At 70.9% G+C, this 25,515-nt stretch carries 18 protein-coding genes; 7 read left to right on the top strand and 11 right to left on the bottom strand.

Annotated elements, in window-relative coordinates; all coding sequences use genetic code 11:
• Nucleotides 1–443 precede the first annotated feature (443 nt).
• From treZ to glmS, 6 genes are all read right to left on the bottom strand, one after another.
• The gene (gene treZ / locus CI785_RS14905; RefSeq protein ID WP_105032880.1) at nt 444–2,195 is read right to left on the bottom strand and encodes a malto-oligosyltrehalose trehalohydrolase; all 1,752 of its coding nucleotides are present in this window, start codon (nt 2,193–2,195) and stop codon (nt 444–446) included.
• A complete protein-coding gene (gene treY, locus CI785_RS14910; RefSeq protein WP_105032881.1) occupies nt 2,192–4,507 on the bottom strand; it encodes a malto-oligosyltrehalose synthase in 2,316 nt (771 codons plus the stop codon). The genes treZ and treY overlap by 4 nt, the downstream gene beginning before the upstream one ends.
• A gap of 54 nt (nt 4,508–4,561) precedes the next feature.
• Nucleotides 4,562–6,748, bottom strand: coding sequence for a glycogen debranching protein GlgX (gene glgX / locus CI785_RS14915; RefSeq protein WP_105032882.1), 2,187 nt, complete (start codon nt 6,746–6,748; stop codon nt 4,562–4,564).
• A 143-nt stretch (nt 6,749–6,891) separates the two neighbouring features.
• Nucleotides 6,892–8,451, bottom strand: coding sequence for an NAD(P)H-hydrate epimerase (locus CI785_RS14920; protein WP_105032883.1), 1,560 nt, complete (start codon nt 8,449–8,451; stop codon nt 6,892–6,894).
• A 44-nt stretch (nt 8,452–8,495) separates the two neighbouring features.
• Nucleotides 8,496–8,867, bottom strand: coding sequence for a holo-ACP synthase (locus CI785_RS14925; protein WP_105032884.1), 372 nt, complete (start codon nt 8,865–8,867; stop codon nt 8,496–8,498).
• 54 nt (nt 8,868–8,921) lie between these two features.
• Entirely contained in the window at nt 8,922–10,862 is a 1,941-nt protein-coding gene (gene glmS / locus CI785_RS14930; RefSeq protein WP_105032885.1) for a glutamine--fructose-6-phosphate transaminase (isomerizing), read from the bottom strand.
• A gap of 60 nt (nt 10,863–10,922) precedes the next feature.
• Here glmS and coaA point away from each other — a divergent pair, with 60 nt between their 5' ends.
• Nucleotides 10,923–11,900, top strand: a complete 978-nt coding sequence (gene coaA / locus CI785_RS14935) for a type I pantothenate kinase (RefSeq protein WP_105032886.1) — start codon at nt 10,923–10,925, stop codon at nt 11,898–11,900.
• Between the two features lie 2 nt (nt 11,901–11,902).
• On the top strand, nt 11,903–12,829 hold the full coding sequence (locus CI785_RS14940; RefSeq protein WP_105032887.1) for a M15 family metallopeptidase: 927 nt from the start codon (nt 11,903–11,905) through the stop codon (nt 12,827–12,829).
• Nucleotides 12,830–12,840: 11 nt separating this feature from the next.
• Here the strand turns inward: CI785_RS14940 and CI785_RS14945 are convergent, their stop codons facing one another.
• The gene (locus CI785_RS14945; RefSeq protein ID WP_240615223.1) at nt 12,841–13,560 is read right to left on the bottom strand and encodes an SDR family NAD(P)-dependent oxidoreductase; all 720 of its coding nucleotides are present in this window, start codon (nt 13,558–13,560) and stop codon (nt 12,841–12,843) included.
• Nucleotides 13,561–13,867: 307 nt separating this feature from the next.
• On the opposite strand from CI785_RS14945, the gene CI785_RS14950 reads away from it, so the two are divergent.
• Genes CI785_RS14950 through CI785_RS14960 form a run of 3 tightly spaced genes read left to right on the top strand, consistent with a single transcriptional unit; the run spans nt 13,868 to nt 19,005 of the window.
• Nucleotides 13,868–15,280: an MFS transporter gene (locus CI785_RS14950; protein WP_105032889.1), complete on the top strand. Its 1,413-nt coding sequence runs from the start codon at nt 13,868–13,870 to the stop codon at nt 15,278–15,280.
• 3 nt (nt 15,281–15,283) lie between these two features.
• Nucleotides 15,284–17,440 (top strand): molybdopterin oxidoreductase family protein, encoded by a 2,157-nt coding sequence (locus CI785_RS14955; RefSeq protein WP_105032890.1) that lies wholly within the window; start codon nt 15,284–15,286, stop codon nt 17,438–17,440.
• Nucleotides 17,437–19,005 carry an FAD-dependent oxidoreductase gene (locus CI785_RS14960; RefSeq protein WP_240615224.1) on the top strand — a complete coding sequence of 523 codons (1,569 nt, stop codon included), beginning with the start codon at nt 17,437–17,439 and terminating at the stop codon, nt 19,003–19,005. Before CI785_RS14955 ends, CI785_RS14960 begins: the two co-directional genes overlap by 4 nt.
• Here the strand turns inward: CI785_RS14960 and CI785_RS17210 are convergent.
• From CI785_RS17210 to nirB, 4 genes are read right to left on the bottom strand one after another with little or no spacing between them, the layout of a single operon-like run.
• On the bottom strand, nt 18,983–19,171 hold the full coding sequence (locus CI785_RS17210; RefSeq protein WP_157940290.1) for a hypothetical protein: 189 nt from the start codon (nt 19,169–19,171) through the stop codon (nt 18,983–18,985). The two genes, CI785_RS14960 and CI785_RS17210, sit on opposite strands and share 23 nt — an antisense overlap.
• A 59-nt stretch (nt 19,172–19,230) precedes the next feature.
• Nucleotides 19,231–20,352, bottom strand: coding sequence for a uroporphyrinogen-III synthase (locus CI785_RS14965; RefSeq protein ID WP_105032891.1), 1,122 nt, complete (start codon nt 20,350–20,352; stop codon nt 19,231–19,233).
• Nucleotides 20,349–21,389: a uroporphyrinogen-III C-methyltransferase gene (cobA, locus tag CI785_RS14970; protein WP_105032892.1), complete on the bottom strand. Its 1,041-nt coding sequence runs from the start codon at nt 21,387–21,389 to the stop codon at nt 20,349–20,351. The genes CI785_RS14965 and cobA overlap by 4 nt, the downstream gene beginning before the upstream one ends.
• A 3-nt stretch (nt 21,390–21,392) precedes the next feature.
• Nucleotides 21,393–24,071, bottom strand: a complete 2,679-nt coding sequence (nirB, locus tag CI785_RS14975) for a nitrite reductase large subunit NirB (RefSeq protein ID WP_105032893.1) — start codon at nt 24,069–24,071, stop codon at nt 21,393–21,395.
• A gap of 224 nt (nt 24,072–24,295) precedes the next feature.
• On the opposite strand from nirB, the gene nirD reads away from it, so the two are divergent.
• On the top strand, nt 24,296–24,658 hold the full coding sequence (nirD, locus tag CI785_RS14980) for a nitrite reductase small subunit NirD (RefSeq protein WP_105032894.1): 363 nt from the start codon (nt 24,296–24,298) through the stop codon (nt 24,656–24,658).
• 18 nt (nt 24,659–24,676) lie between these two features.
• Nucleotides 24,677–25,489: a sirohydrochlorin chelatase gene (locus CI785_RS14985; protein WP_420808252.1), complete on the top strand. Its 813-nt coding sequence runs from the start codon at nt 24,677–24,679 to the stop codon at nt 25,487–25,489.
• Nucleotides 25,490–25,515 lie beyond the last annotated feature (26 nt).

Genomic DNA, 25,515 nt, shown 5'->3' on the forward strand with positions numbered 1-25,515 from the left:
CCGTCCTGCGCAGGGTAGAAGGGACCTGCGGGACGGGATCCACCCCCGCTGCCCTACGCCGCAGCCCGCCTGTGGACGAGCCTCGCGCCGGACGGAAGACTCGGCTGCTCCAGCGTCCCGGTCCCGACCCCAGCCTCAGCCCGAGCCCGAGCCCGAGCAGCATGCAGGACCATGGCCGGTCCAGTCCGACACCGTGTGCCTGAGGACGAGCACCGTGCACGACGAAGGCCGATCCAGGCCTACGCCACCCGGATGAGGACGGGCGCGATGCAGGACGGAAGGCCCAACTACCCGGCACCCCAGCTCAGGACGAGCACCATGCTGGACGGAAAGCTGGTCCAGTCCTACTCGCCTGAGGACCAACGACACGGAGCACGGACGCACAGCCTTCACCGCCGCCCGCCTGACGACGCGCGAGGTGCAGGACAGAAGCCGCTCCTGCCCTACGCCACCGCCGGCTTGAGGACGAGCGACGCATGGGGCGGGAGCTGGACCGTGTCGGCGAGCAGGCCCACACCGTCCACCGTGGCCAGCAGGACTTCGGCGTCGGCGCCGCGGACCGGCACGGTCACCATGGCATCACTCAGGTTCAGGATGACGTCGGTGCTACCGCGATGCAGCACGATCCAGCGGTTCTCCTCGTCGAAGTCCACGGAGATACTGCCGAAGTCGGCATCCCGCAGTTCAGGGTGCGACCGGCGCAGCCGGATGAGTTCCCGGTAGGTGGAGAGCAGCTCGGCGTGGTGCCCCTGCTCCGCCTCGGACCAGTCCAGCTTCGCCGACGCGAACGTCTCCGGGTCCTGCGGGTTGGGGACGTCCTCGGGACGCCACCCCATACGCTCGAACTCCTTCAGGCGCCCCTCCGCCGTCGCCTTCCCGAGCTCCGGCTCGGGATGCGACGTGAAGAAAGGCCACGGCGTCGAAGCGCCGTACTCCTCCCCCATGAAGAGCATGGGGGTGAAGGGACCGAGGATGGTCAGAACCGCGGCCTGCGCGAGCTGCGCCGGGTTCAGGGTGGCGCTGATGCGGTCACCGGCTGCGCGGTTGCCGATCTGGTCGTGGTTCTGGGCCGCGACGACGAGTTGCAGGGGCGACACCCGCGACGGGTCGATCTCCCGGCCGTGGTGCCGTTCCCGGAACGACGAATAGGTGCCGTTGTGGAAGAACCCCTTCTCGAGGACCTTCGCGAGCGCACCGACGGAGTCGAAGTCGAGGTAGTACCCCTCGGTCTCACGTGTGAGGTTCACGTGGACCGCGTGGTGGAAGTCGTCGCTCCACTGCCCGGCGAGGCCGTACCCACCGGCGTCACGGCTCTGGATGAGGCGCGGGTTGTTGAGGTCCGATTCGGCGATGAGGAACAGCGGTTTGCCGAGTTCCGCGGCGCACTCGTCGGTCCGCGTCGCGAACTCCTCGAGGATGTGCACTGCACGCTCGTCGTGGAGTGCGTGCACGGCGTCGAGCCGGAGTCCGTCGACGTGGTAGTCGCGGAACCACATCAGCAGGTTCTCGATCACGTAGTCGCGTACCTCGTCCGACTGCGGTCCGTCGAGGTTCAGGGAATCACCCCAGGTGTTCGACATGCCCTCGGTGAGGTACGGGCCGAAGAGGCCGAGATAGTTGCCGCTCGGACCCAGGTGGTTGTGGACGACGTCCTGGATCACCCCGAGACCCTTCTGGTGTGCCGCGTCGACGAAGCGCTGGTACGCAGCCGGCCCACCGTACGTCTCCTGGACGGCGTACCAGAGCACCCCGTCGTAGCCCCAGTTGTGGGTGCCGTTGAACGCGTTGACCGGCAGCAGCTCCACGAACTGCACGCCGAGGTCCACGAGGTAGTCGAGCTTGCCGATCGCCGCGTCCAGCGTCCCCTCGGGGGTGAAGGTGCCGAGGTGCATCTCGTAGACGACCCCACCGGTCAGGCCGGGAGACTGCCAGGACTCGTCCTGCCAGGCGTGCGCTGCCGGATCGAAGGTGCGGGACAGCTTGTGCACGCCCTCGGGCTGCCGGCGCGACCGCGGGTCGGGCACCGGGGTGTCCGACCCGTTGACGAGGTAGCCGTAGGAGACATCCGACGACGACGGCGGATCGGTGGGATGCCACCATCCGCCTTCGCCCTCGGTCATCGCGTACTGCGTGCCGTCCGCGACGAGGATCAGGGACTCGGCGCGGGGTGCCCAGACGTCGAAGATGGAACTCATGAGGCGTCCTCCTGGACGAGTAGGGCTGCGGGGTAGGTGGAGAAGATGTCGGCTGCACGCACCGTGCCTCCGGTCACCGCGGTGCCGGTGAGTGCACACGTGTAGCTACCGGCCGGCAGTTCGAACGTGGTGTCGCCCCAACCCCCGCGTTCTGCGAGTCCGTACGGCAGGCGGGTGACGAGCGTGATGGCGCCCCCGCGGTCGAAGCCGAAGACGTGGTCGGCGGCCTCACCGGTCGCAGCCACGGCGGTGTAGCCGGAGAACAGCTCGGGCCGGTCGCGGCGCAGCTTGAGGGCACGTGAGACCACGAGCAGCTTGGCGTGCGCATCCGCCCCGAGCTGGGGCAGCGCCCCGAAGTTCAGGTCGGTCAGCACCTGCCGGCGTGCGTCGTAATCGACCTCGCGCCGGTTGTCCGGGTCCACGAGGGACGTGTCCCAGAATTCGGTGCCCTGGTACACGTCGGGTACGCCCGGCATGGTCAGCTGCAGCAGCTTCAGTGCGATGGAGTTCGACCAGCCGGCTGCCTGGATGCGCTCCACGAGGTCGGAGATGATGCTGGTGACGGCGTCGTCGTCGAACGCGGCGTCGACGGCGGCATGCATGCCGCGTTCGAACTCCTCGTCCGGTGCGGTCCAGTGGGTGCTGAGGTCCGCCTCGCGCGACGCCTTCTCGGCGTACGCGTGGGCACGTTCCCTGCTCAACGGCCACGCACCGATGAGGGACTGCCAGAGCAGCGGCGCGAAGGTGGGGTCCTTGATGGGCGCCAACTCCTCGAGCTGCCCAAGGATGCCCGTCCACTCCTCGGCGATCTCGGACAGCACCGAGATGCGCGTCCGGGTGTCCTCGCTGCGCTTGGTGTCGTGGGTGCTGAGGGTGGTCATGGCCAGCGGGCTGTCCGTCTGACGCTCGAGCAGTCGCCGGTGCAGTTCCAGCGGATCGATCGCGAAGATGCCCGGGTCTGCGCCCACCTCGTTGAGGGAGACGAGCCGCGAGTACCGGTAGAACGCCGTGTCCTCGACGCCCTTCGCCATGACCATGCCGGAGGTCTGCTGGAACCGCTGCGCGAGCTCCGTCAGCTCTCCCGGGCCCCCGTCCAGGAACGGGTTGAGGAGCGGGTGGAGCGCGGTGATGGTGTCCGCCAGGTCCGGCCGACGCACCTGGGCGTCCCGTACCGCCTCGGCGAGGTACTCCGCGCCACCGGGCAGGTAGCTGCGGTACACCGGGAAGCAGGTCAGCAATTCGGCGATCGCATCCGCTGCGACGCCGGCGTCGAGCCCGGCGTCGGCGGGGACGAGCCGCGCGATCCGCAGCACCTCCGAGCGCAGGATGCCGTCCGCGATGCCGCGCTTGGTGCCGTGGATCATCTCGTGGAAAGGGTCCACGGGGACCGACGCCGTGAGGGCGTGCTCCCCGGCAGGGTCGGTGAAGAGCCGGTCGATGTCCGCGAGCGCGTCGTAGCCCGTGGTCCCCTGGGTGGCCCAGTCCTCCGGCATCTTCTCACCCGGCTCGAGGATCTTCTCCACGAGCACGTAGGCGCCGCCGGTGAGGGAGCGGAGATCCTCGAGGTAGCCCTTGGGATCGGCGAGGCCGTCCGGGTGGTCGATCCGCAGGCCGTCCACGAGTCCCTCGTCGAACCAGCGCTTGACCTCGCTGTGACTCTCCTCGAACACCCAGGGGACCTCGACGCGCAGGCCCGCGAGGGTGTTCACGGCGAAGAAACGCCGGTAGTTCAGCTCGCTGTCGGCGCGACGCCAGTTGACGAGTTCGTAGTGCTGGCGGGCGTGCACCTCGGCACCCGTGTCCCCGGGGTGCGCCGTCCCCTCGGCGATCGGGTACCGGTTGTCGTAGTAGCGCAGCTCGCCGTCGACCACCTCGAGCTGGGCCAGTTCGTCGTCGCCGTCACCGAGAACGGGCACGCGGACGCGCCCGTTCCCGGCTTCCCAGTCGACGTCGAACGCATCCGCCATGCGCGAGGTGCGGCCCTCCTTCAGAAGCTGCCACCACCAGGCGTTGTCGGCGGGCGTCTCGATGCCCATGTGGTTCGGCACGATGTCGACGAGCACCCCCATGCCCGCCGCCCGGGCGGCCTCGCTGAGAGCGGCGAGGCCGTCCGGGCCACCGCGGTCGGGATCGACGGTGGCGGGGTCGGTCACGTCGTAGCCGTGACCGGACCCCTTCTCCGCCGTCAGGATCGGCGACAGGTACACCCAGTCCACCCCGAGGTCGTGCAGGTAGGGCACCAGGGCCGCGGCCCGCTGCAGGTCGAACTCGCTCCGGATCTGCAGCCGGTAGGTGGATTTCGGTGTCAACACGTGGGGGTCCTCCTGGGACATGGACTGGAGCGGATGGGGCTGTGCGGGTGGTGCTTAGGGGGTGCCGGTCTTGGCGGTGACCTCGTTGGCGAGGATCGCCAGGGACGCCGCGACCGAGTGGTCCAGGTCCTCGACCTCGGAGTGTGCCCGCAGGACGACCATGGACTTGCCCTCGACCGAGAGGGTCACTCCGGCCGGGATCGCCGCGGTGTCGGCGTACCTTCCGGCAGTATCGATCACCTCGTCCCACGACGTGCCGTACTCGTCCGACGGCACCGTGAAGTCCACGGCCTCATCGTGCGCGTTGAAGTACAGCAGGAAGTTGGCGTCCACGATGCGCTGCCCGCGGGCGTCACGGCCCTGGATGCCCTGCCCGTTGAGGAAGACCCCGATCGAGCGCCCGAACCCGCTGTCCCAGTCCTCGGGAGCCATGAGCTCGCCGGAGGTGTCCAGCCAGACGATGTCCGGCAGCGCCTCGCCCTCGCCGCGGCGCACGGGGCGCCCGTCGAAGAACCGGCGACGGCGGAACGTGGGGTGCTCCGAGCGCAGGCGGTTCACCGCTGCGGTGAATTCGAGCAGCGGCTGGTCCATCTTGTCCCAGTGCACCCAGCTGAGCTCTGAATCCTGGCAGTAGGTGTTGTTGTTGCCGTCCTGCGTGCGGCCGAGCTCGTCGCCGTGGAGCAGCATGGGGACACCCTGCGAGAGCAGCAGCGTGGCGATGAAGTTGCGCTGCTGGCGCACGCGGATCGCGAGGACGTCCGGATCGTCGGTGGGTCCCTCGATGCCGCCGTTCCAGGAGCGGTTGTGCGATTCGCCGTCGTTGTTGTCCTCGCCGTTGGCCTCGTTGTGCTTCTCGTTGTAGGACACGAGGTCCCGCAGGGTGAAGCCGTCGTGGGCGGTGACGAAGTTGATCGATGCAACAGGGCGCCGCATGCTGTGCTCGTAGAGGTCGGCCGAGCCGGTCAGGCGCGAGGCGAACTCGCCGATGCTGGAGGGCTCGCCGCGCCAGAAGTCGCGGACGGTGTCGCGGTACTTGCCGTTCCATTCCGTCCACTGCGGCGGGAAGTTGCCCACCTGGTAACCGCCGGGTCCGACGTCCCATGGCTCGGCGATGAGCTTGACCTGGGAGACGATGGGGTCCTGCTGCACGAGTTCGAAGAACGCCGAGAGGCGGTCCACCTCGTAGAACTCGCGGGCGAGCGCGGAGGCGAGGTCGAAGCGGAACCCGTCGACGTGCATCTCTGTGACCCAGTAGCGCAGGGAGTCCATGAGCAGCTGCAGGGAGTGCGGGTTACCGACGTTCAGCGAGTTGCCGGTGCCCGTGGTGTCCATGTAGTACTGCTTGTCGTCCTCCACCAGGCGGTAGTAGGACGCGTTGTCGATACCGCGCATCGAGATGGTGGGGCCCATGTGGTTGCCCTCGGCCGTGTGGTTGTACACGACGTCGAGGATGACCTCGATGCCTGCGAGGTGCAGCTCGCGCACCATGGCCTTGAACTCCTGGACCTGCTCGCCCTGGTCACCCGTGGAGTTGTACTTGTTGTGCGGGGCGAAGAACCCGATGGTGTTGTAGCCCCAGTAGTTCGAGAGGCCCTTCTCCTGCAGGGTGCTGTCGTTGACGAACTGGTGCACGGGCATCAGCTCGATCGCCGTGACGCCGAGCTTCTGCAGGTGCGCGATCACCGACGGGTGCGCGACGCCCGCGTAGGTGCCGCGCTGCTCCTCGGGGACGTCGGGGTGCAGCTGGGTAAGGCCCTTGACGTGTGCCTCGTAGATCACGGACTGGTGGTACGGCGTCCGCGGCATGCGGTCGCCGTCCCAGTTGAAGAAGGGGTTGACGACGACGGCGAGCATCATGTGCGCCGCGGAGTCCTCGTTGTTGACCGAGTCCGGATCGCCGAAGTTGTAGCCGAACAGCGCCTGGTCCCAGTCGAGGTCACCGGAGATGGCCTTCGCGTAGGGGTCGAGGAGGAGCTTGTTCGGGTTGCAGCGGTGTCCCTCAGCCGGGTTGTTCGGGCCGTGGACACGGTAGCCGTACTTCTGTCCGGGGGTCACATGGGGAAGGTAGCCGTGCCAGACGTAGCCGTCGACCTCCTTCAGTTCGATGCAGGTCTCAACGCCGTCGTCGTCGAAGAGGCACAGGACAACGGAGTCCGCGATCTCGCTGTAGAGCGCGAAGTTCGTCCCCGTGCCGTCGTAGGTGGCTCCCAGGGGATACGCATCGCCGGGCCATAGTTCCATCAGTTCTCCTTGATTCTCTTCCGTGGACGCCGTCGAGGCGTCCTCGGGTGGTGCTCGCCGGCATCGGGGTCCTGGTGCCCCGGCCGCTTGTTCCATACATAGCGCATTCAGCTGTCGGTCAGGTTAATTGCGTCGCGTGCTCCTCACGTCGCCACGGCCAGGCGACGCTCCTCGACCAGGCCTGCCATCACCGCGCCGATGTGGGCGGGGAGACCGGAGACGACGACGGGCCCGTGCCGGGCCGCCAGCACGCCGGCCCTGCCGTGGATCAGGGCCCCGGCCGCGGCCACCGCGGCCCAGAGGTCCTCCTGGGCGACACCCACCCGCCTTGCGGCCCCGTCGTCCTCCGCCAGGGTCGCGGCGAGGGCCCCGATGATCCCGGCGAGCGTGTCCCCCGCTCCGGCCGTGGCGAGCCACGGTGTGGCATCGGTCTGGGCGAAGAGGATGCCGGAGGGCGCGGCGACGACGGTGGTGAACCCCTTGAGCAGGACCGTGGCGCCGGTCAGCTCCGCCGCGCGCAGCGCGTAGTGCGCGGGCTCTGCCTCGATCACCGATCGCTCGACGTCCACCCCGCGGGCGGCGAGCACCTGGCGGAGCTCGCCCGCATGGGGTGTGAGGATGACCTGGGGACCCACACGCTCGGGCACCTCGGTGAGGGCACCGGCATCGACGACGACGGGCAGGCCGGACGTCAGGGCGTCGACGGCGCGCCGGCGCTGGTCGTCGTCGTCCACGGCGCCCGGACCCACGAGCCATGCCTGTGAGCGCGCATCGGGGACGGAGCCGTCGGAGGCGACCACCTCGGGGTTGCGCGCATGGATGAGGGCGGCGACCTCGGTGGGACCGAGGTAACGCACCATGCCGACGCCGGTCGCCAGTGCGGCGCCGACGGCGAGCACCGCGGCACCGGGATAGCGCGCGGATCCGGCCGCCACGCCCAGCACCCCGCGCGAGTACTTGTGATCCCGCGCGCCCGGGAGCCGCAGCAGCGCCGCGGCATCGGCGTCGAGCAGGGTGCGCGCCGCGGGCGTGAAGGGCGAGAGGTCCAGGCCGATGTCGACGACGTCGAGCTCACCGGCCGCCACGGCGCCATCACCGATCAGCAGGCCGGGCTTCGCAGCCCCGAAGGTCACGGTCGCGTCCGCATGGAGCACCGGGCCCTCGACGAGCCCGCTGTCCACGCCGATGCCGCTCGGCAGGTCGCAGGCCACGACGAGCGTGGAGCGCCGGCTCCGGGGACCGGCGGTCTCGTCGAAGTGCTGGACGAAGGATGCCACGGTGCCCCGCAGGCCCCCGCTGGCCCCGGTTCCGAGGATGCCGTCGATCAGGATGTCCGAGGATGCCGCGTGGGCCACGAGTCCGGGGAGGGTTGCGTCGTCGAGCCTCACGCTCGTGCCGCCGGCGGCCACGAAGGCGTCGAGCGATGCGGTGTGGGTCCGCTCGGACGTCAGGACGGCGGTGACTCCGACGCCCCGGCGCAGCAGCCGCTCGCCCGCGTACAACGCGTCCGCGCCGTTGTTGCCGCTGCCTGCGAGGACGACGGCGGTGGCTCCGTAGATGCCGCGCCCGGCGTCGCGCAGCAGGCCGAGAACGACGCCGAACAGGCCGTGGGCAGCCTTCTGCATCAGGGCATCACCCAGCCCGGCGTCGATGAGGGGTGCCTCCGCAGCGCGGACGTCACCACCGGAGAAGGCTGGGAGCATATGGTCCAGCCTAGCGGTAAGCCAGCGAATAATCAGTATGGTTACTATCCGTTGCCGGACGGTCCCCGGCCTTCCGCTACGACCATCGCCGTGGCAAGCCCGCCGTCGTGACTGATGGACAGGTGCCAGGTCTCGACGCCGCGCGCCCGCGCGGCATCGGCCACCGTCCCGTCGACGACGATGGAGGGCGCGCCCGCCTCGTCCACCTCGATGGTGCAATGCTGCCAGTTCATGCCCACGGGGGCACCGATCGCCTTCGCGATCGCCTCCTTGGCCGCGAAACGGGCGGCGAGCGACCGCGTGTTCAGGTGGCGTTCGGAGGGGACGAAGAGCCGCTCCACCAGGGCGGGGGTGCGTTCCAGCTGCTGCCGGAAGCGTTCGATGTCGACGACGTCGACACCGATACCGACGATCACGCCGCGCCCCCGCGGGGTGCCGCCGCGCAGCTGCGCGACGGCACCCGGCGGGTACTACTCAACCGTGACCGACTTCGCCAGGTTGCGCGGCTGGTCGACGTCGTAGCCCTTGGCGCTGGCGAGGGCGAGCGCGAAGATCTGCAGCGGCACGGTGGTCAGCAGCGGTGCGAGGAGCGTCGGGGACGTGGGCACGTAGAACACGTGCTCCGAGTACGCCTCGACGGAGGTGTCGCCCTCCTCGGCGATCACGATCGTGATGGCGCCACGCGCACGGATCTCCTGGACGTTCGAGACCACCTTGGAGTGGAGCGAGTCCCGGCCCCGGGGGGACGGCATGACCACCACCACGGGCTGGCCCTCCTCGATCAGGGCGATCGGGCCGTGCTTCAGCTCACCGGCGGCGAAGCCCTCGGCGTGGATGTAGGCGAGCTCCTTGAGCTTGAGCGCACCCTCCATCGCGACGGGGAAGCCGACGTGACGGCCGAGGAAGAGCACCGACTTCGCGTTGGACATGTCGGCGCCGAGCTGCTTGACCTTGTCGGCGTCGTCGAGGATGGCCTGGATCTTGGCGGGGATCGCCGAGAGGTCGTTCAGCACGTCCGAGATCTCGTCGCGGTACTTGTTGCCGCGCAGCTGCGCCAGATACAGGCCCAGCAGGTACGCCGCGGTGATCTGGGCGAGGAACGCCTTCGTCGAGGCGACGGCGATCTCGGGGCCGGCGTGCGTGTAGAGCACGGCATCCGATTCGCGCGGGATCGTGGACCCGTTGGTGTTGCAGATCGCCACGACCTTGGCGCCCTGCTCCCGGGCGTACCGAACGGCCATGAGCGTGTCCATGGTCTCCCCGGACTGCGAGATGGCGACCACGAGGGTCTTCTCGTTCACGATCGGGTCCCGGTAGCGGAACTCGTGGGACAGCTCCACCTCGGTGGGGATGCGGCACCAGTGCTCGATCGCGTACTTGGCCACCTGCCCGGCATAGGCGGAGGTGCCGCAGGCGAGCACCACGATCTTGTCGACGGAGCGCAGGATGGACTCGTCGATGCGCAGCTCGTCGAGCACGAGGTTGCCCGAGGCGTCCGAGCGCCCGAGCAGGGTCTGGGCCACGGCGTCCGGCTGGTCGTGGATCTCCTTCTCCATGAAGGAGTCGAAGCCACCCTTCTCGGCCGCGGCGGCGTCCCAGCTGACGTGGAACTCGGTGCCCTCGGCGGGTGCGCCGAAGAAGTCGGTGATGACGACGTCGTCGGGTGTGATCGTGACGATCTGGTCCTGGCCGAGCTCCACGGCGCGGCGGGTGAAGTCGATGAAGCCGGAGACGTCGGAGCCGAGGAAGTTCTCGCCGTCGCCGAGACCGACGACCAGCGGGGAGTTGCGGCGGCCCGCGGCGACGACGCCGGGCTGGTCCTGGTGCATGGCGAGGAGCGTGAAGGCACCTTCCAGGCGCTGGCAGGCCTGCTGCAGGGCGAGCGTGAGGAGGTCGCCCTCCGCGCCGCTCTCGACGAGCCCCCGGTAGAGGTAGCCGACGAGGCCTGCGGCGACCTCCGTGTCGGTGTCGGAGATGAAGGTGAGGCCCTCACCCGTCAGCTCGGCCTTCAGCTCGGCGTAGTTCTCGATGATGCCGTTGTGGATCAGGGCCAGTCGGCCGTCGTCAGCGAGGTGAGGATGGGCGTTCCGGTCGGTCGGCCCGCCGTGCGTCGCCCACCGGGTATGGCCGATGCCCGTCAGCGAGCGCGGCAGGGGATCGGCGGCGAGCTCCTCGACGAGGTTGCTCAGCTTGCCGGCCTTCTTCCGCGACTGGATGCCGGCCGGGGTGATGACGGCGACACCCGCTGAGTCGTACCCGCGGTACTCGAGGCGCCGGAGGCCCTCCATGACGACGTCCAGGGCGCCGTGCTGCGCCTCGGACGATTCGTGTTCGTACGCCGGGGCGACTGAGTCAAGCGCCGACGATCCCTGGCCGTGGTCCCGGCCTACATAACCCACAATTCCACACATGTCACCAGAGTACCGGTGGCCGCGTTTGTTAATGCGCAAGCCACCGGGCAGAATCATGAGGTGAGTGACACGAGCACGGGGACGCAGCAGGCCACCAGTGCCGAATCCGCCACACCCTTCGTCGAACTGGACCGGCAGATGTGGTCCCGCCTGGCGAACGAGATCACGAGTCCGCTGAACGTCGAGGACGTGCAGCGCCTGCGAGGCCTCGGGGACGCCCTGAACCTGGACGAGGTGCGCGAGGTGTACCTTCCCCTCTCCCGCCTGCTGAACCTCTACACCGCCGCCGCGGGACAGCTCCACGCCGCGACGAACACCTTCCTCGGGGAGACCACCGCCAGGACGCCCTTCGTGATCGGCGTCGCCGGTTCGGTGGCGGTGGGCAAGTCGACGACGGCGAGGGTGCTGCGCGAGCTCCTGCGGCGCTGGCCGGACACCCCGGACGTGGAACTGGTCACCACCGACGGATTCCTCTACCCCAACGCGGAACTCGAACGGCGCGGCCTCATGCAGCGCAAGGGATTCCCCGAGTCCTACGACCGCCGGCGCCTGCTGCGTTTCGTCAGCGAGGTCAAGAGCGGCGCCGCCGAGGTCCGGGCGCCGTGGTACTCGCACCTCACGTACGACATCGTGCCCGGCCGGGAGGTCGTGGTGCGACGCCCGGACGTCCTGATCGTCGAGGGCCTCAATGTCCTTGCACCCGCGCGTCCGCGGACGGACGGCATCACGGGACTGGCCGTCAGCGACTTCTTCGACTTCTCCATCTACGTGGACGCGAAGACCACGCACATCGAGCAGTGGTACATCGACCGTTTCCAGTCGCTCCGCTCGAGTGCGTTCGCCGATCCGGAGTCCTACTTCCACCGGTACGCCAACCTCAGCGACGAGGAGGCGCGGCGCACCGCCCGTGGCATCTGGGAGCGCATCAACGAGCCCAACCTGGTGACCAACGTGCTCCCCACCCGCGGCCGCGCCCAGCTGGTCCTCACCAAGGACGCCGACCACTCCGTGCGTCGCATGCTGCTCCGGAAGACCTGATCATGCGCGTCACGACGTTCGCGGCGAGCGCGCTCCTCGTGGTGGCATTGTCGGCGTGCTCCGGCCCTGCCCCGACCGCGGCGGGCCCGACCGGCACGGCCGCGTCGTCGGCGGGCATTCCCGGCCCTGCCCCGACCGCGGCGGGGCTGACCGGCACGGCCGCGGCGTCGGCGGGCGCCCCGGAAGCGACCCCGGAGTCAGGGCCGGGTGCTACATCGGATCCCGCCGCTGGGCCGACGCCCGGCGGGCTTCCCGCTCCACTCCAGCGCGAACCGGCATCCGCTCCCAGCACCTCGGGGGCGGCAGCGAGCCCGGAGGCGACTCCCCCGGCCACCGGTGCGCACGCCGATCCCCGTGCCGTCGACGTCGTGGTCAACAAGCGCCGCCCCCTCGTGCCCCTGGACTTCGCACCCGCCGAGCTGCGCCGACCCGGCGTCGCGACAGCCACCGACAACGCGCTGCTGCGCCCCGACGTCTCCACAGCCGTCGAGGAGATGTTCGCGGCGGCCGCAGCGGACGGCGTCGGCCTGACTCTCGTCAGCGGCTACCGTTCCTATGCGAACCAGGAATCCACGTACGCCTCGTGGGTGGCCCAGTACGGCGACGCGGCAGGAGCCGACACCGTCTCGGCGCGGCCCGGCTACTCCGAGCACCAGACGGGCCTCGCGTTCGACGTCGGGCAGGCCGACGGCGCGTGCACGCTGGTCCTGTGCTTCCGCGACACCCCTGCGGCCCAGTGGGCGGCCGCCAGGGCCGCCGACTACGGATTCATCCTCCGGTACCCGCTGGGCTACCACGAGATCACGGGCTTCTCCGCGGAGTCCTGGCACTTCCGGTACGTCGGCAAGGACGTCTCACTCGCCATGAAGGCAGCCGGCACGCAGACGCTCGAGGAGCACTTCGGGCTTTCCGCAGCACCCTCGTACTGACCGGCATCCCTTCACCTGCCGGGCAGGGCCACCCCGGTCTCCCCTGCCAGGGTCCGGAGCAGACGGTCCTGGAAGTGCTCGTCATGCACGGCCCCGTGGGGCTCGCGCCGTTGCCGGTGATACCAGTACCCGCCGCTCGCGAGCACCCCGGGATCATCGCTCGTCGCCAGCCAGATCTGGGTCTCGTGGCCGAGGTCGAGGTCGTCGGGCGCATTCGGCCCGCCCATCCGGGTGGGCACCCATCCGGGGTCGACGGCGTGGACCAGCAGATCCGGACGCAGCCGTGCGAGGGCTGCGACGAGCGTGGTGACGAAGAGTTTGCTGTCGCCGTAGGAACCGGCCGTGGTCCCGCGCCAGTCCACGCCGTCGAGCACCGGGTGTCCGCCGTAGTGCGAGCCGCTGCTGAGATAGATGTGCCGGCGCGGGCCGTCGATCAGCGCCGTCAGGAGGTACGGCGCGATCACGTTGACCGGCATCACGGCGCGACCGGTATGGACGCCGGCATTGTGGATGATGGCGTCCAGCGGATCCTGCTCGGTCAGTTCGGCCGCGATCCGCACCACGGCCTCCCGGTCCTCGAAGTCGCCCACCACGAGACCTGCTCCCCGTGCCGTCAGCGCGTCGAGGGCAGCCGCACGATCCGCGGTGCGGGCGTGCGCCACGACGTCGTGTCCTGTCGCCAGGAGGGTCTCCACCGCCGTTCGCCCGAGACCGTCGGTCGAACCCGTCATCAGTATCCTCATGCTCTTCCCTCCTCCTGGGACCGGGCATCCTCCGAGCGTCGCCCACCCCGCCGTCGGATGCCCGCCTCGGGCCCTCGCGTGGGCACCCTGCGCCCAGCATCGTCCGCCACCGGAGAGTCCGCAACACAGTACTCCTGCCGGATTCCCGCCACCCGCGACGCGAAGCCGACCTCACCGCGCCGTCCGGGCACCGATAGGTGAACGTCACGGGACGTTTACGCAGGACGCCGCGGACGGAAACGCGCGCTCACTAGCGTCGGGGGAAAGCAGCCACACCGGCCCCTGGAGGACTCCCGTGAGCATCGACGAAGCAGCATCCCCCGCTCTGGCGACAGCGGCTCCCGCACCTGCCCCGAGCGCACCGCCCCTCGCCCACCGCCCCGGCCGCTGGATCGACAACTGGGACGCCGAGGACACCGACCAGTGGAACAGCGTCGGCAGGCCCATCGCCCGGCGCAACCTGCAGTGGTCGATCGCCTGCGAGTTCCTCGGATTCGTGGTCTGGCAGCTGTGGTCGATCGTCGTGGTGTACCTGCCGGCGGCGGGCTTCACCTTCTCCACCTCGCAGATCTTCTGGCTGATCTCCATGCCGTCCCTCGTCGGGGCGACACTGCGCATCCCCTACACGTTCATGGTGCCGAGGCTGGGCGGCAGGAACTGGACCATCGTCTCCGCCCTGCTCCTGCTGATCCCCACCATCGGTCTCGGGCTGTGCGTCTCGAACCCGGAGACCCCCTTCGGGGTGATGCTCACCGTGGCGGCGCTCGCAGGATTCGGCGGCGGCAACTTCGCGAGCTCGATGGCGAACATCACCTTCTTCTACCCCGCCCGCGAGAAGGGATGGGCACTCGGCCTGAACGCGGCGGGCGGCAACCTCGGCGCCGCCGTCGCGCAGCTGGTGGTGCCCATCGTCATCGCCCTCGGCGCTGCGGCGACACTGGACCTTCCCCTCGCCGGCTGGATCTGGGTGCCCCTGATCCTCGCCGCCGCCTTCGGTGCCTGGAGGTTCATGGACAACCTGTCGAGCGCCAGGAGTGATCTCGCGGGGTCGCTCGCGGCCGTCCGGGAACCGCACCTGTGGATCATGGCGCTGCTCTACATCGGCACGTTCGGGTCCTTCATCGGATTCGCCGGTGTTTTCCCCAAACTGATCGTCGACTCCTTCCCCGCCTTCTCGACGATCGCCATGGGACCTGCCACGTTGTCCCTCGCATTCCTCGGTCCCCTGGTCGGATCCCTCGCCCGGCCCTTCGGCGGACGCCTCGCCGACCGCTTCGGCGGAGCGGTGATCACCGTCTGCGCCTTCGCGGTGATGGCCGCGATCGCCCTCTCCGTCGTCTGGACGCTCCCCCTGGCGAACTTCTGGCTCTTCCTCGGCCTCTTCCTCGTCCTCTTCGCGGCGGCCGGTGCGGGCAACGGAGCGACCTACCGCATGATCCCGGTCATCTTCGCCCGGCGGGGAGCCGCAGCGGGCTCCGAGCTCCGCGAATCGGTGAGCACCGCCCGCAAGTCCGCCGCCGCCCTCGGACTCATCTCGGCAGTCGGCGCCTACGGCGGCTTCCTCATCCCGCAGGTCCTCAACGCCTCGAAGGGCGCCTCCGGCAGTTACGACGGAGCGTTCTACGGCTTCGTCGGCGGGTACGTCCTGATGCTCGCCGTCACCTGGTTCTTCTACCTCCGCCGCTCCTCGACACTCGGCAAGGTCTGACCGATGCAGCAGGCAGGGACCGGACAGCCCACGCACTGCCCCTACTGCGCCCTCCAGTGCGCCATGACGGTCACCGCAGGCTCGCACGACGGCGGCGCCCGCGTCGATGCCCGCGACTTCCCCACCAACAAGGGCGGGCTGTGCCGCAAGGGCTGGTCCGCAGCCGAGCTGCTCGATCACCCGGACCGTCTCACCGCGCCGCTGGTCCGCGATGCCGGCGGCGTCCTGCGGGAGACCTCCTGGGACACCGTCCTGCGCCTCGTCAGCGACCGCGTCCGGAGCATCCAGGCCCGGCACGGCCGGGACGCCGTCGCCGTGTTCGGGGGCGGCGGGCTCACCAACGAGAAGGCCTACACGCTCGGCAAGTTCGCCCGCCTCGCACTGCGCACCTCGCGGATCGACTACAACGGCCGGTTCTGCATGTCCTCCGCCGCGGCCGCCGGCAACCGGGCGTTCGGCGTCGACCGGGGACTCCCCTTCCCCCTCGAGGACCTCGGCGCCGCCTCCGTGGTCCTGCTCCTCGGCTCCAACGCGGCGGACACCATGCCGCCCTTCATCCAGCACCTGCGGGGGGCACAGGCCGCGGGCGGGCTGGTGGTCGTCGACCCCCGGCGCTCCGCCACCGCCCGGCTCACCGACCAGGGCCGGGGCGTCCACCTCCAGCACACGCCGGGCACGGACCTCGCCCTCCTCCTGGGCCTCGCCCACGTCGTGGTGGCGGAGGGCCTAGAGGACCGGCGCTTCCTGGAGGCGCGCACCACAGGGTCCGACGACGTCGCGCGCGGCCTCGCGCGGTGGTGGCCCGAACGCGTGCAGGGCATCACGGGGGTTCCCGCGGCCTCCCTGCGCGCGGTGGCGAGGCTCCTCGCCGAGGGCGCCCGGCGCGGAGCGGACGGCGGACCCGGGGCCTACATCCTGACGGGGCGCGGGATCGAGCAGCACGCCGACGGCACCGACACCACGACCGCCGCGATCAACCTCTCGCTGCTCCTCGGGCTGCCGGGCACAGCGCACAGCGGCTACGGGACGCTGACGGGCCAGGGCAACGGACAGGGTGGCCGGGAGCACGGACAGAAGTCCGATCAGCTGCCCGGATACCGGAAGATCACCGACCCCGTGGCCCGCGCCCACGTCGCCGCCGTCTGGGGCGTCCCGGAGGAGTCGATCCCCGGGCCCGGCCTCCCCGCCGTCGAGCTCCTCGGCACGCTCGGGAAGCCGGGCGGCACGCGCTGCCTGTTCGTGCACGGGGCCAATGTCGCCGTCTCCGCGCCCGACGCCGCCTCCGTCATCGACGGCCTGCGCTCCCTCGACCTCCTCGTCGTGTCGGACTTCTTCCTGTCGGAGACCGCCGCGCTGGCGGACGTGGTCCTGCCGGTCCTGCAGTGGGCGGAGGAGGAAGGCACGGTGACGAACCTGGAGGGCAGGGTCCTGCGCCGGCGCCCGGCCGTCGAACCGCCCCCCGGCGCCCGCAGCGAGCTCTGGATCATGCAGGAACTCGCGCGGCTGCTGGACGCACCCTCCCTGTTCAGCGAGGACCCGTCGACCATGTTCGACGAGCTCACCCGGGCGAGCGCCGGTGGCATCGCGGACTATTCGGGACTCGACTACCGCGTGCTCGACGGCGGTGCCCCGGCGTACTGGCCGTACCCGGCGGGCAGCACGGGCACGCCGCGGCTGTTCCTCGACGCCTTCGCCCACGCCGGCGGGCGGGCCGTGCTGGTCCCCGTCGTCCCGCCGGCCGACGCCGCCGCGGCCCGCGGACCGGCGCCGCTGCTCCTGGCCACGGGCCGGCTCCTCGAGCACTACCAGTCCGGTACGCAGACCCGCCGCGTTCCGGCGCTGCTCGCGGCACAGCCGTCCGCGCGACTCCAGATCCATCCGTCGACCGCACAGGACCTCGGCATAACCCAGGGCGACCCCGTCGTCGTGACGAGTCGCCAGGGCGAGGCGCGCGCACTGGCGGATCTCACCCCCGACATCCGGCAGGACACGGTCTTCCTGGCCTTCCACTTCGCCGATGCCGGCTCCGCGAACCGCCTGACGGGGAGCACCACCGATCCGGTGTCGGGCATGCCGGAGTTCAAGACGACGGCCGTCAGCGTGGCACGACTGGTCCCCGCCGACCCGGTGCGCGCCGTCGGACTGGAGGTCGTCGCATGAACGGCCCTGCTTCCTCCCTGCCGTCCCGCGTCGTCGTCGTCGGCTTCGGACCCGTCGCGGCACGGCTCGTCGAGCACCTCGAACCGCTCGTCGCCGCGGGACTGGTCGCGCTGACGATCATCGGGCAGGAGCCCGACGCCGCCTACAACCGGGTGCTCGTGGCCGATCTCGCCGTCGGCCGCACCCGGGAAGCCGCCATCCGGCTCGCGGACGCCCCCGCGCTCCGGGCCGCGGGCATCGACGTGCGCCTGGGCGCCCGCGTCGTCCGGGTGGATCGGCCCTTCCGGCGCGTGCTGCTGGACGACGGCGCGGCCATAAACTACGACCGCCTGGTCCTCGCGACCGGGTCGCGGCCCGTCCGCCCGCGCCTGGACGGGTTGGAGACACCCGCCGGGCGGGAGGAGTCCGACGACGCGCTCCTCCCGCCCGGTGTCAGCTTCCTCCGCGACCTCTCCGACGCCCGTGCGGTCGCCTCCGCGCTCGCCGCGCGGCAGCGGATCGTGGTGCTGGGCGGCGGCATCCTCGGCATCGAGGCCGCCCTCGCAGCCGCGGAGGAGGGCGGGCGGGTGACCCTCGTCCACACCGGCCGTTCCCCCATGGAACGGCTCCTCGGGGTAGGCTCACGGGTCCTGGCGACAGCACTGCGGGAAGCCGGCATCACGGTCGTGGCCGGTGTCTCGGCAGGGATCGATCTGGAGGACGGACGGTTCGCGGGCGTCAGGCTGGAGGGGGGCGCGCGGGTCGACGGCGGTGCGCTCGTGCTCGCCTGCGGCGTGCGCCCGCGCACGGAGCTCGCCGAGGGCTGCGGCCTCGCCGTCGCGGACGGTGTCCTCGTGGACCATACGCTGCGCGCCGTCGGCACGGACGACATCTGGGCGATCGGCGACTGCGCGGAGGTGTGCTGCCTCCGCAGTTCCTGCACGGTGTGCGCCGGCCCCACCGCGCCGCAGGGCCTCATCGGCCCGGGCTGGCAGCAGGCGGACGAGCTCGGTGCCGCGCTGGTCGCGGAGCTGTCGGGGAACGGTACCGGGGCCGGCAGCGCGCGGAACAGGCACATCGAGCCCGTCGGACGGCGCGAGCCCGTCATCGTGCTGAAGGCCCGGGGCGTCGACGCCGTCGTCGCGGGCGAGACGGACGCCGACCCCTGGACGGTGGAGCCCGGACTCACCGTGGCGGAGTGGGCCGACCCGGGACACGGACGCTACGCGAAGATGGTCACCCGCGACGGCGTGCTCACCGGACTCGTCTGCGTGGGCATGCCGCGCACGGGTGCCGAACTGGTGCTTCTGTTCGAGCGCGGCAGCGAGCTCCCCGCGGACCGCTCCAGCCTGCTGCGCCTCGACAGCGCCGAAGGACTGCTGGCCGCATCGCCTCCCGGACCGGCCGCCACCCTGTGCCGCTGCGCGGGGATCACCCGCGGCACGGTGCAGGAGTCCGTGGCCGCGGGCTGCGCCTCCGTGCGGGACGTCTCCTCGTCCACCCGGGCGGGAACCGGATGCGGCGGGTGCCACGAGGACATCCGCACCGTCATCGAAGAGCACTTCACAGCGCCGGTGGCGTCATGACGCGGACATCGTCCGAGGGCCACGACGCCGCAGCGCCGGTGCGACGCCGGTTGCCGCCCGGCCGCCCGTGGGACGCGGCAACCATGCCATGACGCCGGTTGCCGCTCGGAACCCCGTGCGCCATGCTGAGGACCGCGCGGACGGGCACGCCCGCTGCGTCCGACACCTGCACCCCCTGCAGAATCCCCACAGGGCCGGAGTCGCAGGAACCCGGCGCTGCGGGCGTCAGACGTGCAGCCGGTACCCGCGTTTGACGACCGTCTCGACCAGGGCCGGGTCCGGCAGCGACTTCCGCAGGCGGTTCACGCTCATGTCCAGTGCATGGCCTGCACCGGCCGGGGCGAGGAGGCTGGTCAGTGCCTCGCGGCTGAGGACCGCCCCGCGCGCCGACAGCAGGGCCTTGAAGAGCACCAGCTGGGCGGGTGCGAGGTCCACCTGGACGTCGTCCACCCGGACCGATCGGCCGCGCACCTCGACGTGGCCCGAGCGTGTGCGGAGCTGCTCCACGTGGTGCTCGGCAAGGTGGTCGCAGACGAGCCGGATCAGGGCGCCCATGCGGAAGCGTTCGGGGACGAGCGGCGTGATGCCGGCGTCGAGCAGGGGCTGGGCCGTCACCGGTCCCACGGCGGCGGCGAGGACGCCCTGCCGGAACCGCTGGACGAGATCCTCCTGCATGCCCTGCTCCGCGGCGGTGCTGAACAGGGCGTCCACCGCGGGCGCGCTGGTGAACGTGACACAGTCGAGCTGCCCCGCGCACACCGCCTCGATGAGGCGGGGCAGCCGTTCCGAGCCCTCCGGTTTGATCCACCGGTAGGGCGTGACGGTGAGCAGCGTGGCGCCCGCGTCCCGGAGCCGTTCGAGCTGGTGTTCGTCCGCGTACGCGTGCAACTGGACGCCGACGGTGAGGCCCGCGAGGTCCTCCTGCAGGAGCTGGTCCACGAGGGTCGCCGTCGTCTCGTCGGAACTGATGCCGACGTCGTCCAGGCCGGCCGCCCGCACCGCTCCCCTGGCCTTCGGACCACGGACGTGGATCCTGCCGCTCCCGAGCACATCGAGGAGGTCGTCGCCCAGCCCCGCGGCATCGGCGGCCTCGAACCAGCGGCGCATCCCGTACGCGGTGGTGATGACGAAGAGATCCGGTCGGGCGGACACCATGGCGGCCGTGTCCGCGAGGAGGGCCACGTCCTCGGCGATCGGGGCGATCTTCAGCGCCGGCGCGTGGAACACCGACGCCCCTCGCCGCTCGAGCGCGTCGATCAGGTCACCCGACCGGCGGTCCGATGTCACGCCGATGCGGAAGCCCGCCAGCTGACCGCCTGCTCCGTCGGGACGGATGGTCTCACTCATGATGCGAGCGACTCGGTGAGTCGCGCGAGGTGTGCGGCGCTGCCCTGCAGCTCGAGCCCCACGCGTACCACCTCGCCGATGACCAGGACCGCGGGCGACTGGCAGCGTGCGGTGCCGGCGTCCGTGACGATCGTCGCCAGGGTCCCCGACGTCGTCCGCTGCGATGCGCTGTACCCGCGCTCGACGACGGCGACCGGCATGTCGGGGCGCATCCCCGCCCGGCCGAGACCTGCGACGAGCTGTGGCAGTGTGGAGACGCCCATGAGGACCACGATGGTCCCGCCGAGGCCCGCGAGGTGGAGGTGCTCCTCGTCGGTCAGGGGCGCATGCCCGGACACCACCGTGAACAGGTGGCTGACCCCCCGGTGCGTGACCGGGATGCCGGCGGCCGCCGGGACGGCGATCGACGAGCTGATGCCCGGCAGCACCGTGCAGGGCACGCGTGCCTCGAGGCACGCGGCGAGCTCCTCGCTCCCGCGTCCGAACACGAAGGGGTCGCCGCCCTTCAGCCGGACGACGTGCCGTCCGGCGCGGGCGTGCTGCACCAGCAGTGCGTTGATGCCCGCCTGCGGCACGCGGTGGTGGCCGGGCAGCTTCCCGACGTCGACGAGCTCCGCCGACGGTGCGATCTCGGCCAGCGAGTCCGTGGGACCGAGCCGGTCGTAGAGGACCACATCGGCGTCCCTCAGCGCGGCGGCCGCATCCAGGGTCAGGAGTCCCCGGGCCCCGGGGCCGCCGCCGACCAGGCTCACGTGACCGGAGTCGGATGCGGCCGCTTCCCGGATCAGGAGTGCACCGGCGTCCCGGCACCGCTGCCGCAGGACCGTATCGGCGTCGTCCCCGGGGCTCGGCGTGCCCGTGCCCGCCACCCTGACCACGAGGGTGGCGCCGTCCAGCGCGCTGCTGGCCGAGGGGAGCGTGTCGAAGCGATCCACGTCGGCTCCCGAGGCGCGATACCGGGCGACGACGCGCCGCGACGCGCCGGGGTGTCCGAGGACCACCACGCGGCGTCCGGTCAGGTCGATGTCGAGGTGCACGGTTCAGTCCTCCAGGCTTCCTGGTGCCGGTCCCGTCGGGACGCGCACGGGGATCACTGCTCCCAGGCCCACGCGGGCGGCTCCCGCGTCGATCTCCTCCTGCGTGGCGGGGCGGCGCTGGCCGCGCTCCTCGACGAGCACGATCGACTGGTCGGCGGCGTCCGGGGCGTTGACGAAGGACCGGAAGCGGCGGAGCCTGTCCGGGTCCTTGAGGGTGGCGGCCCACTCGTCCTCGTAGTGCTCGACGTGGCGGGCCATCGCGGCCTCGAGGTCCGCGGCGATCCCGAGGGAATCATCGATGACGACGTCGCGCACGTGGTCGAGGCCCCCCTCGAGGTCGTCCATCCACCGCGCGGTCCGCTGCATCCGGTCGGCGGTGCGGATGTAGTACATGAGGTAGCGGTCGATGTACCGGATGAGGGTCGGCCCGTCGAGGTCCTGTGCGAGGAGTTGGGCGTGCGCGGGCTGGAAGCCCCCGTTCCCTCCGACATAGAGGTTCCAGCCCTGATCGGTGGCGATCACGCCGACGTCCTTGCTCCGGGCCTCGGCACACTCGCGGGCACACCCCGACACGCCCATCTTGAACTTGTGCGGCGCCCGCAGCCCGCGGTACCGCAGCTCGAGGTCGATCGCCATCGCCACGGAGTCCTGCACCCCGAACCGGCACCAGGTCGACCCCACGCAGGACTTCACGTTCCGCAGCGCCTTGCCGTAGGCCTGCCCGGACTCGAACCCGGCCTCCACGAGGATCTTCCAGATCTCGGGCAGCTGCTCCAGCCGGGCGCCGAAGAGGTCGATCCGCAGTGCGCCCGTCAGTTTCACGTAGAGGCCGAACTGCTCGGCGACCTGCGCGATGACCGCCAGCTTCTGCGGGGTGATCTCGCCGCCGGGGATGCGGGGCACCACGGAGTAGGTGCCATTGCGCTGCATGTTCGCGAGCGCGCGGTCGTTCGTGTCCTGCAGGGTCCCCCGTCCGCCGTCGAGCACGTACTCCCCCCGCTGGGTGGCGAGAATGGAGCCGATCGCCGGTTTGCAGATGTCGCAGCCGTGTCCGGCCTTCGCCTCCTCCGAGGCCCCGAAGCGCAGCAGGATCTCCTGGAAGGATGCGAGGTCGAGGGCCTGGATGGCCTCGAACAGTTCGGGCCGTGACATCGCGAAGTGCTCGCAGATCCCCTTGGGAACGGTGCGTCCAGCCTTCGTGAGTTCGCTGTCGAGCAGCTTCTTCAGCATCGGGACGCACGAGCCGCACTGGGTCCCGGCGCGCGAGCAGGCCTTCAGGGAGGGCATGTCGAGCGCCGGCTCCCCCTCGGAGCCATCCGTGCCCAATCCGTGGACCGCGGACCGGCAGGCGCCGGCCGTCACGTTGTTGCAGGAGCAGAGGATGACGTCGTCGGGCAGTTCCGACGGCGGGGCGTCGCCTCCGCCGGCCGACGATAGGTAGGCGCCGGGTTCCGCGGGCAGTTCACGGCCCAGCAGTGGCCGCAGGGCGGAGTACGGCGCGGCGTCGCCCACGAAGATGCCGCCGAGGAGCGTCCTCGCGTCGTCGGTGACCACGAGTTTCTGGTAGAGCCCCCGGGCGGGGTCGGCGTAGACGATCTCGAGGCTGCCCTCGGTCTCCGCGAGCGCGTCCCCGAAACTCGCGACCTCGACGCCCGAGAGCTTGAGCTTGGTGGCGGTGTCGAAGCCGGGGAAGGTCGAGACCCCTCCGAGGATGCCGTCCGCGCAGACCTCGGCCATGGCATTCGCCGGAGCCACCAGGCCCATGCTGACGCCGTCGTAGCTCGCCACCTCCCCGATCGCCCACACGCCGGGCATCGATGTCTCGCAGGCCGCGCTGATCACCACACCGCCGCGGGGCGCAATCTCGAGCCCTGCGGCACGGGCGAGCTCGTCGCGCGGCCGGATGCCGACGGCGAACACCACGAGGTCGGCCGGGAGGACGGTCCCGTCACCCAGGGCCACGCCCGTGACGCCGCCGTCGTCGTCCGTCTGAATGGCGACGGGCGCTCCTCCGCAGTGGATCCCCAGCCCCTTGGCACTGATCAGCCTGCCGAGAGCCTGGCCGCCGCCCTGGTCCAGTTGTGCATTCATGAGCCAGCCGGCTCGGTTGACCACGGTGGACGCGGCGCCGAGCTGCTGGAGCCCGCCGGCGGCTTCGAGGCCGAGGAGCCCGCCGCCGATGACGACTGCGTGGGGTTCCCTGCCGAGGCCTGCCGCGAGCCGGGACGTCTCGGAGCGCAGCCACTGCACGTCGTCGAGGGTCCGGTAGACCGCGGCGTGCTCAGCACCCGGCAGGGGCAGGCGCACGGCGTCCGATCCCGTGGCCAGCACGACGTCGTCGTAGGCGTACTTCTCACCGGACGCCCCTTCGACGCACCGTGCCGCGAGGTCGAGGCGGACAGCCCGCTCCCCTGTCACGAGCCGGATCGCCGGCTCCCGCCACATCAGCGGCTCCCCGAGGCCGAGGTCCACCTCGCCGGTCAGCGCGGTGCTCAGCGCGACGCGGTCGTAGGGGGCGTGGGTCTCCTCGGCCAGGACGGTGATGTGCAGCCCGTCCATGCCGCGCCGCCACAGTGCCTCGACGAACCGATGGGCAGCAGGCCCACCGCCGACGACGACGACGCGCCGCGGTTGCGACGCGGCACCCGTCTCGGCGTGCCGGGCTGATCGGGTCTCGCTCATGGAGTGCCTTCCGTCCGGACCGGGGAGCTCCCGCTCGTCCCTCCACGGTACGAAGGGCCAATTTCCCGCATGTGTCGCCGATGTGTCGCGAGGTTAACTTCGGGCTCACCGGCCGGAGCGTCCACCGTGAGGTGGTCGTTACCGGGGGGCAACAGCGCCGGGACGTCGACGACATATCGACGGCCTAGCGTTGAAGGAACTCATCCGCCACCGAGGAGAACGCCATGACCGAGCTCATCCTGCAGCGTCCTGCCCCCTCGAGCACGAGGTGGGCGGCCGTCTGCCGCCTCGACGACCTCGAGGAGTGCTGGGGCGAGGCCGCGCTGGTGGGCCGGGAGCAGATCGCCCTGTTCCGGCTGCCCGGGGATCAGGTGCACGCCGTGGGCAACATCGATCCGCGGACGCGGGCTGCCGTGATGGCTCGGGGGATCGTCGGGTCGCGGGGGTCACTGGCGACGATCGCCTCGCCCCTCCACAAGGAGGTCTACGACCTTGCGAGCGGAGCGTGCCTGTCAGGAGGCGAGGGGCTCGGTGCCTATCCGGTGCGGTGCGTCGACGGCGTCGTCGAGGTCTGTATTGCCGCCTGAGCCGTGCACGGTGCTTCAATGGCTGCCATGACCGCGAACCCTGCGCCGGGCGCCCTCCCCGTCCTCATCGCCTGTTCCCACGGCACCGACAACGCACAGGGTCGGCGTGAGATCGACGCGGTGCGCGCACGGATCCGTGGGCTCCGTCCGGATGTGGAGGTCCTCGAGGCCTATGTGGACGTGCAGGAGCCGGACCTCGTGGACGTGGTCGCCTCCCTTCCGGCAGGTCGTCCGGCCGTCATCGTGCCGCTGCTGCTCTCCGTCGGCTACCACGTCAAGGTGGACATCGCCCGGGCGGCGGCGGGCAGGCCCGGCACGGTGTCAGCTCTTCCGTTGGGCCCGGATCCGCGCCTGGCCCGGGTACTGCAGCAGCGGCTGACCGAGGCAGGGGTGGCCGACACGGACGCCGTGGTGCTGGCCGCCGCGGGGTCCTCCGACGCCTGTGCCGCGGAGGACGTCGCCGAGGTTCGGGCTGCGCTCACCGGGCTCAGGACCGGCCGGGTACGCGCAGGGTTCGGCTCGAAGGCGGTCCCGTCCGTCCCTGACGCCGTGACGGCCGAGCGAGCAGGCTCGATGCAGGCGCCGGTCGCGGTGGCATCCTACCTGCTGGCTCCCGGCTACTTCCACGACCAGCTCGCGAAGGCCCGCGCCGACGTCGTGACTGCTCCGCTGCTCCCGAGTCCGGTGATCGCGGAGATCGCCCTGTCACGGTACGACGACGCCGTCGGGCGCCTGCTCGCCGGGTCTTCCCACGGTGCGGGCGACTGCGACCGGCCGTGCCGGGCCCTGGTCTCGTCGTGCGTGCGCAGTGGCGTTTCCCTGGTGGGCTGACGGCTCCGGGTGGAGCAGTGGGCCCC

Source organism: Arthrobacter ruber (assembly GCF_002954225.1).
GTDB lineage: Bacteria > Actinomycetota > Actinomycetes > Actinomycetales > Micrococcaceae > Arthrobacter_D > Arthrobacter_D ruber.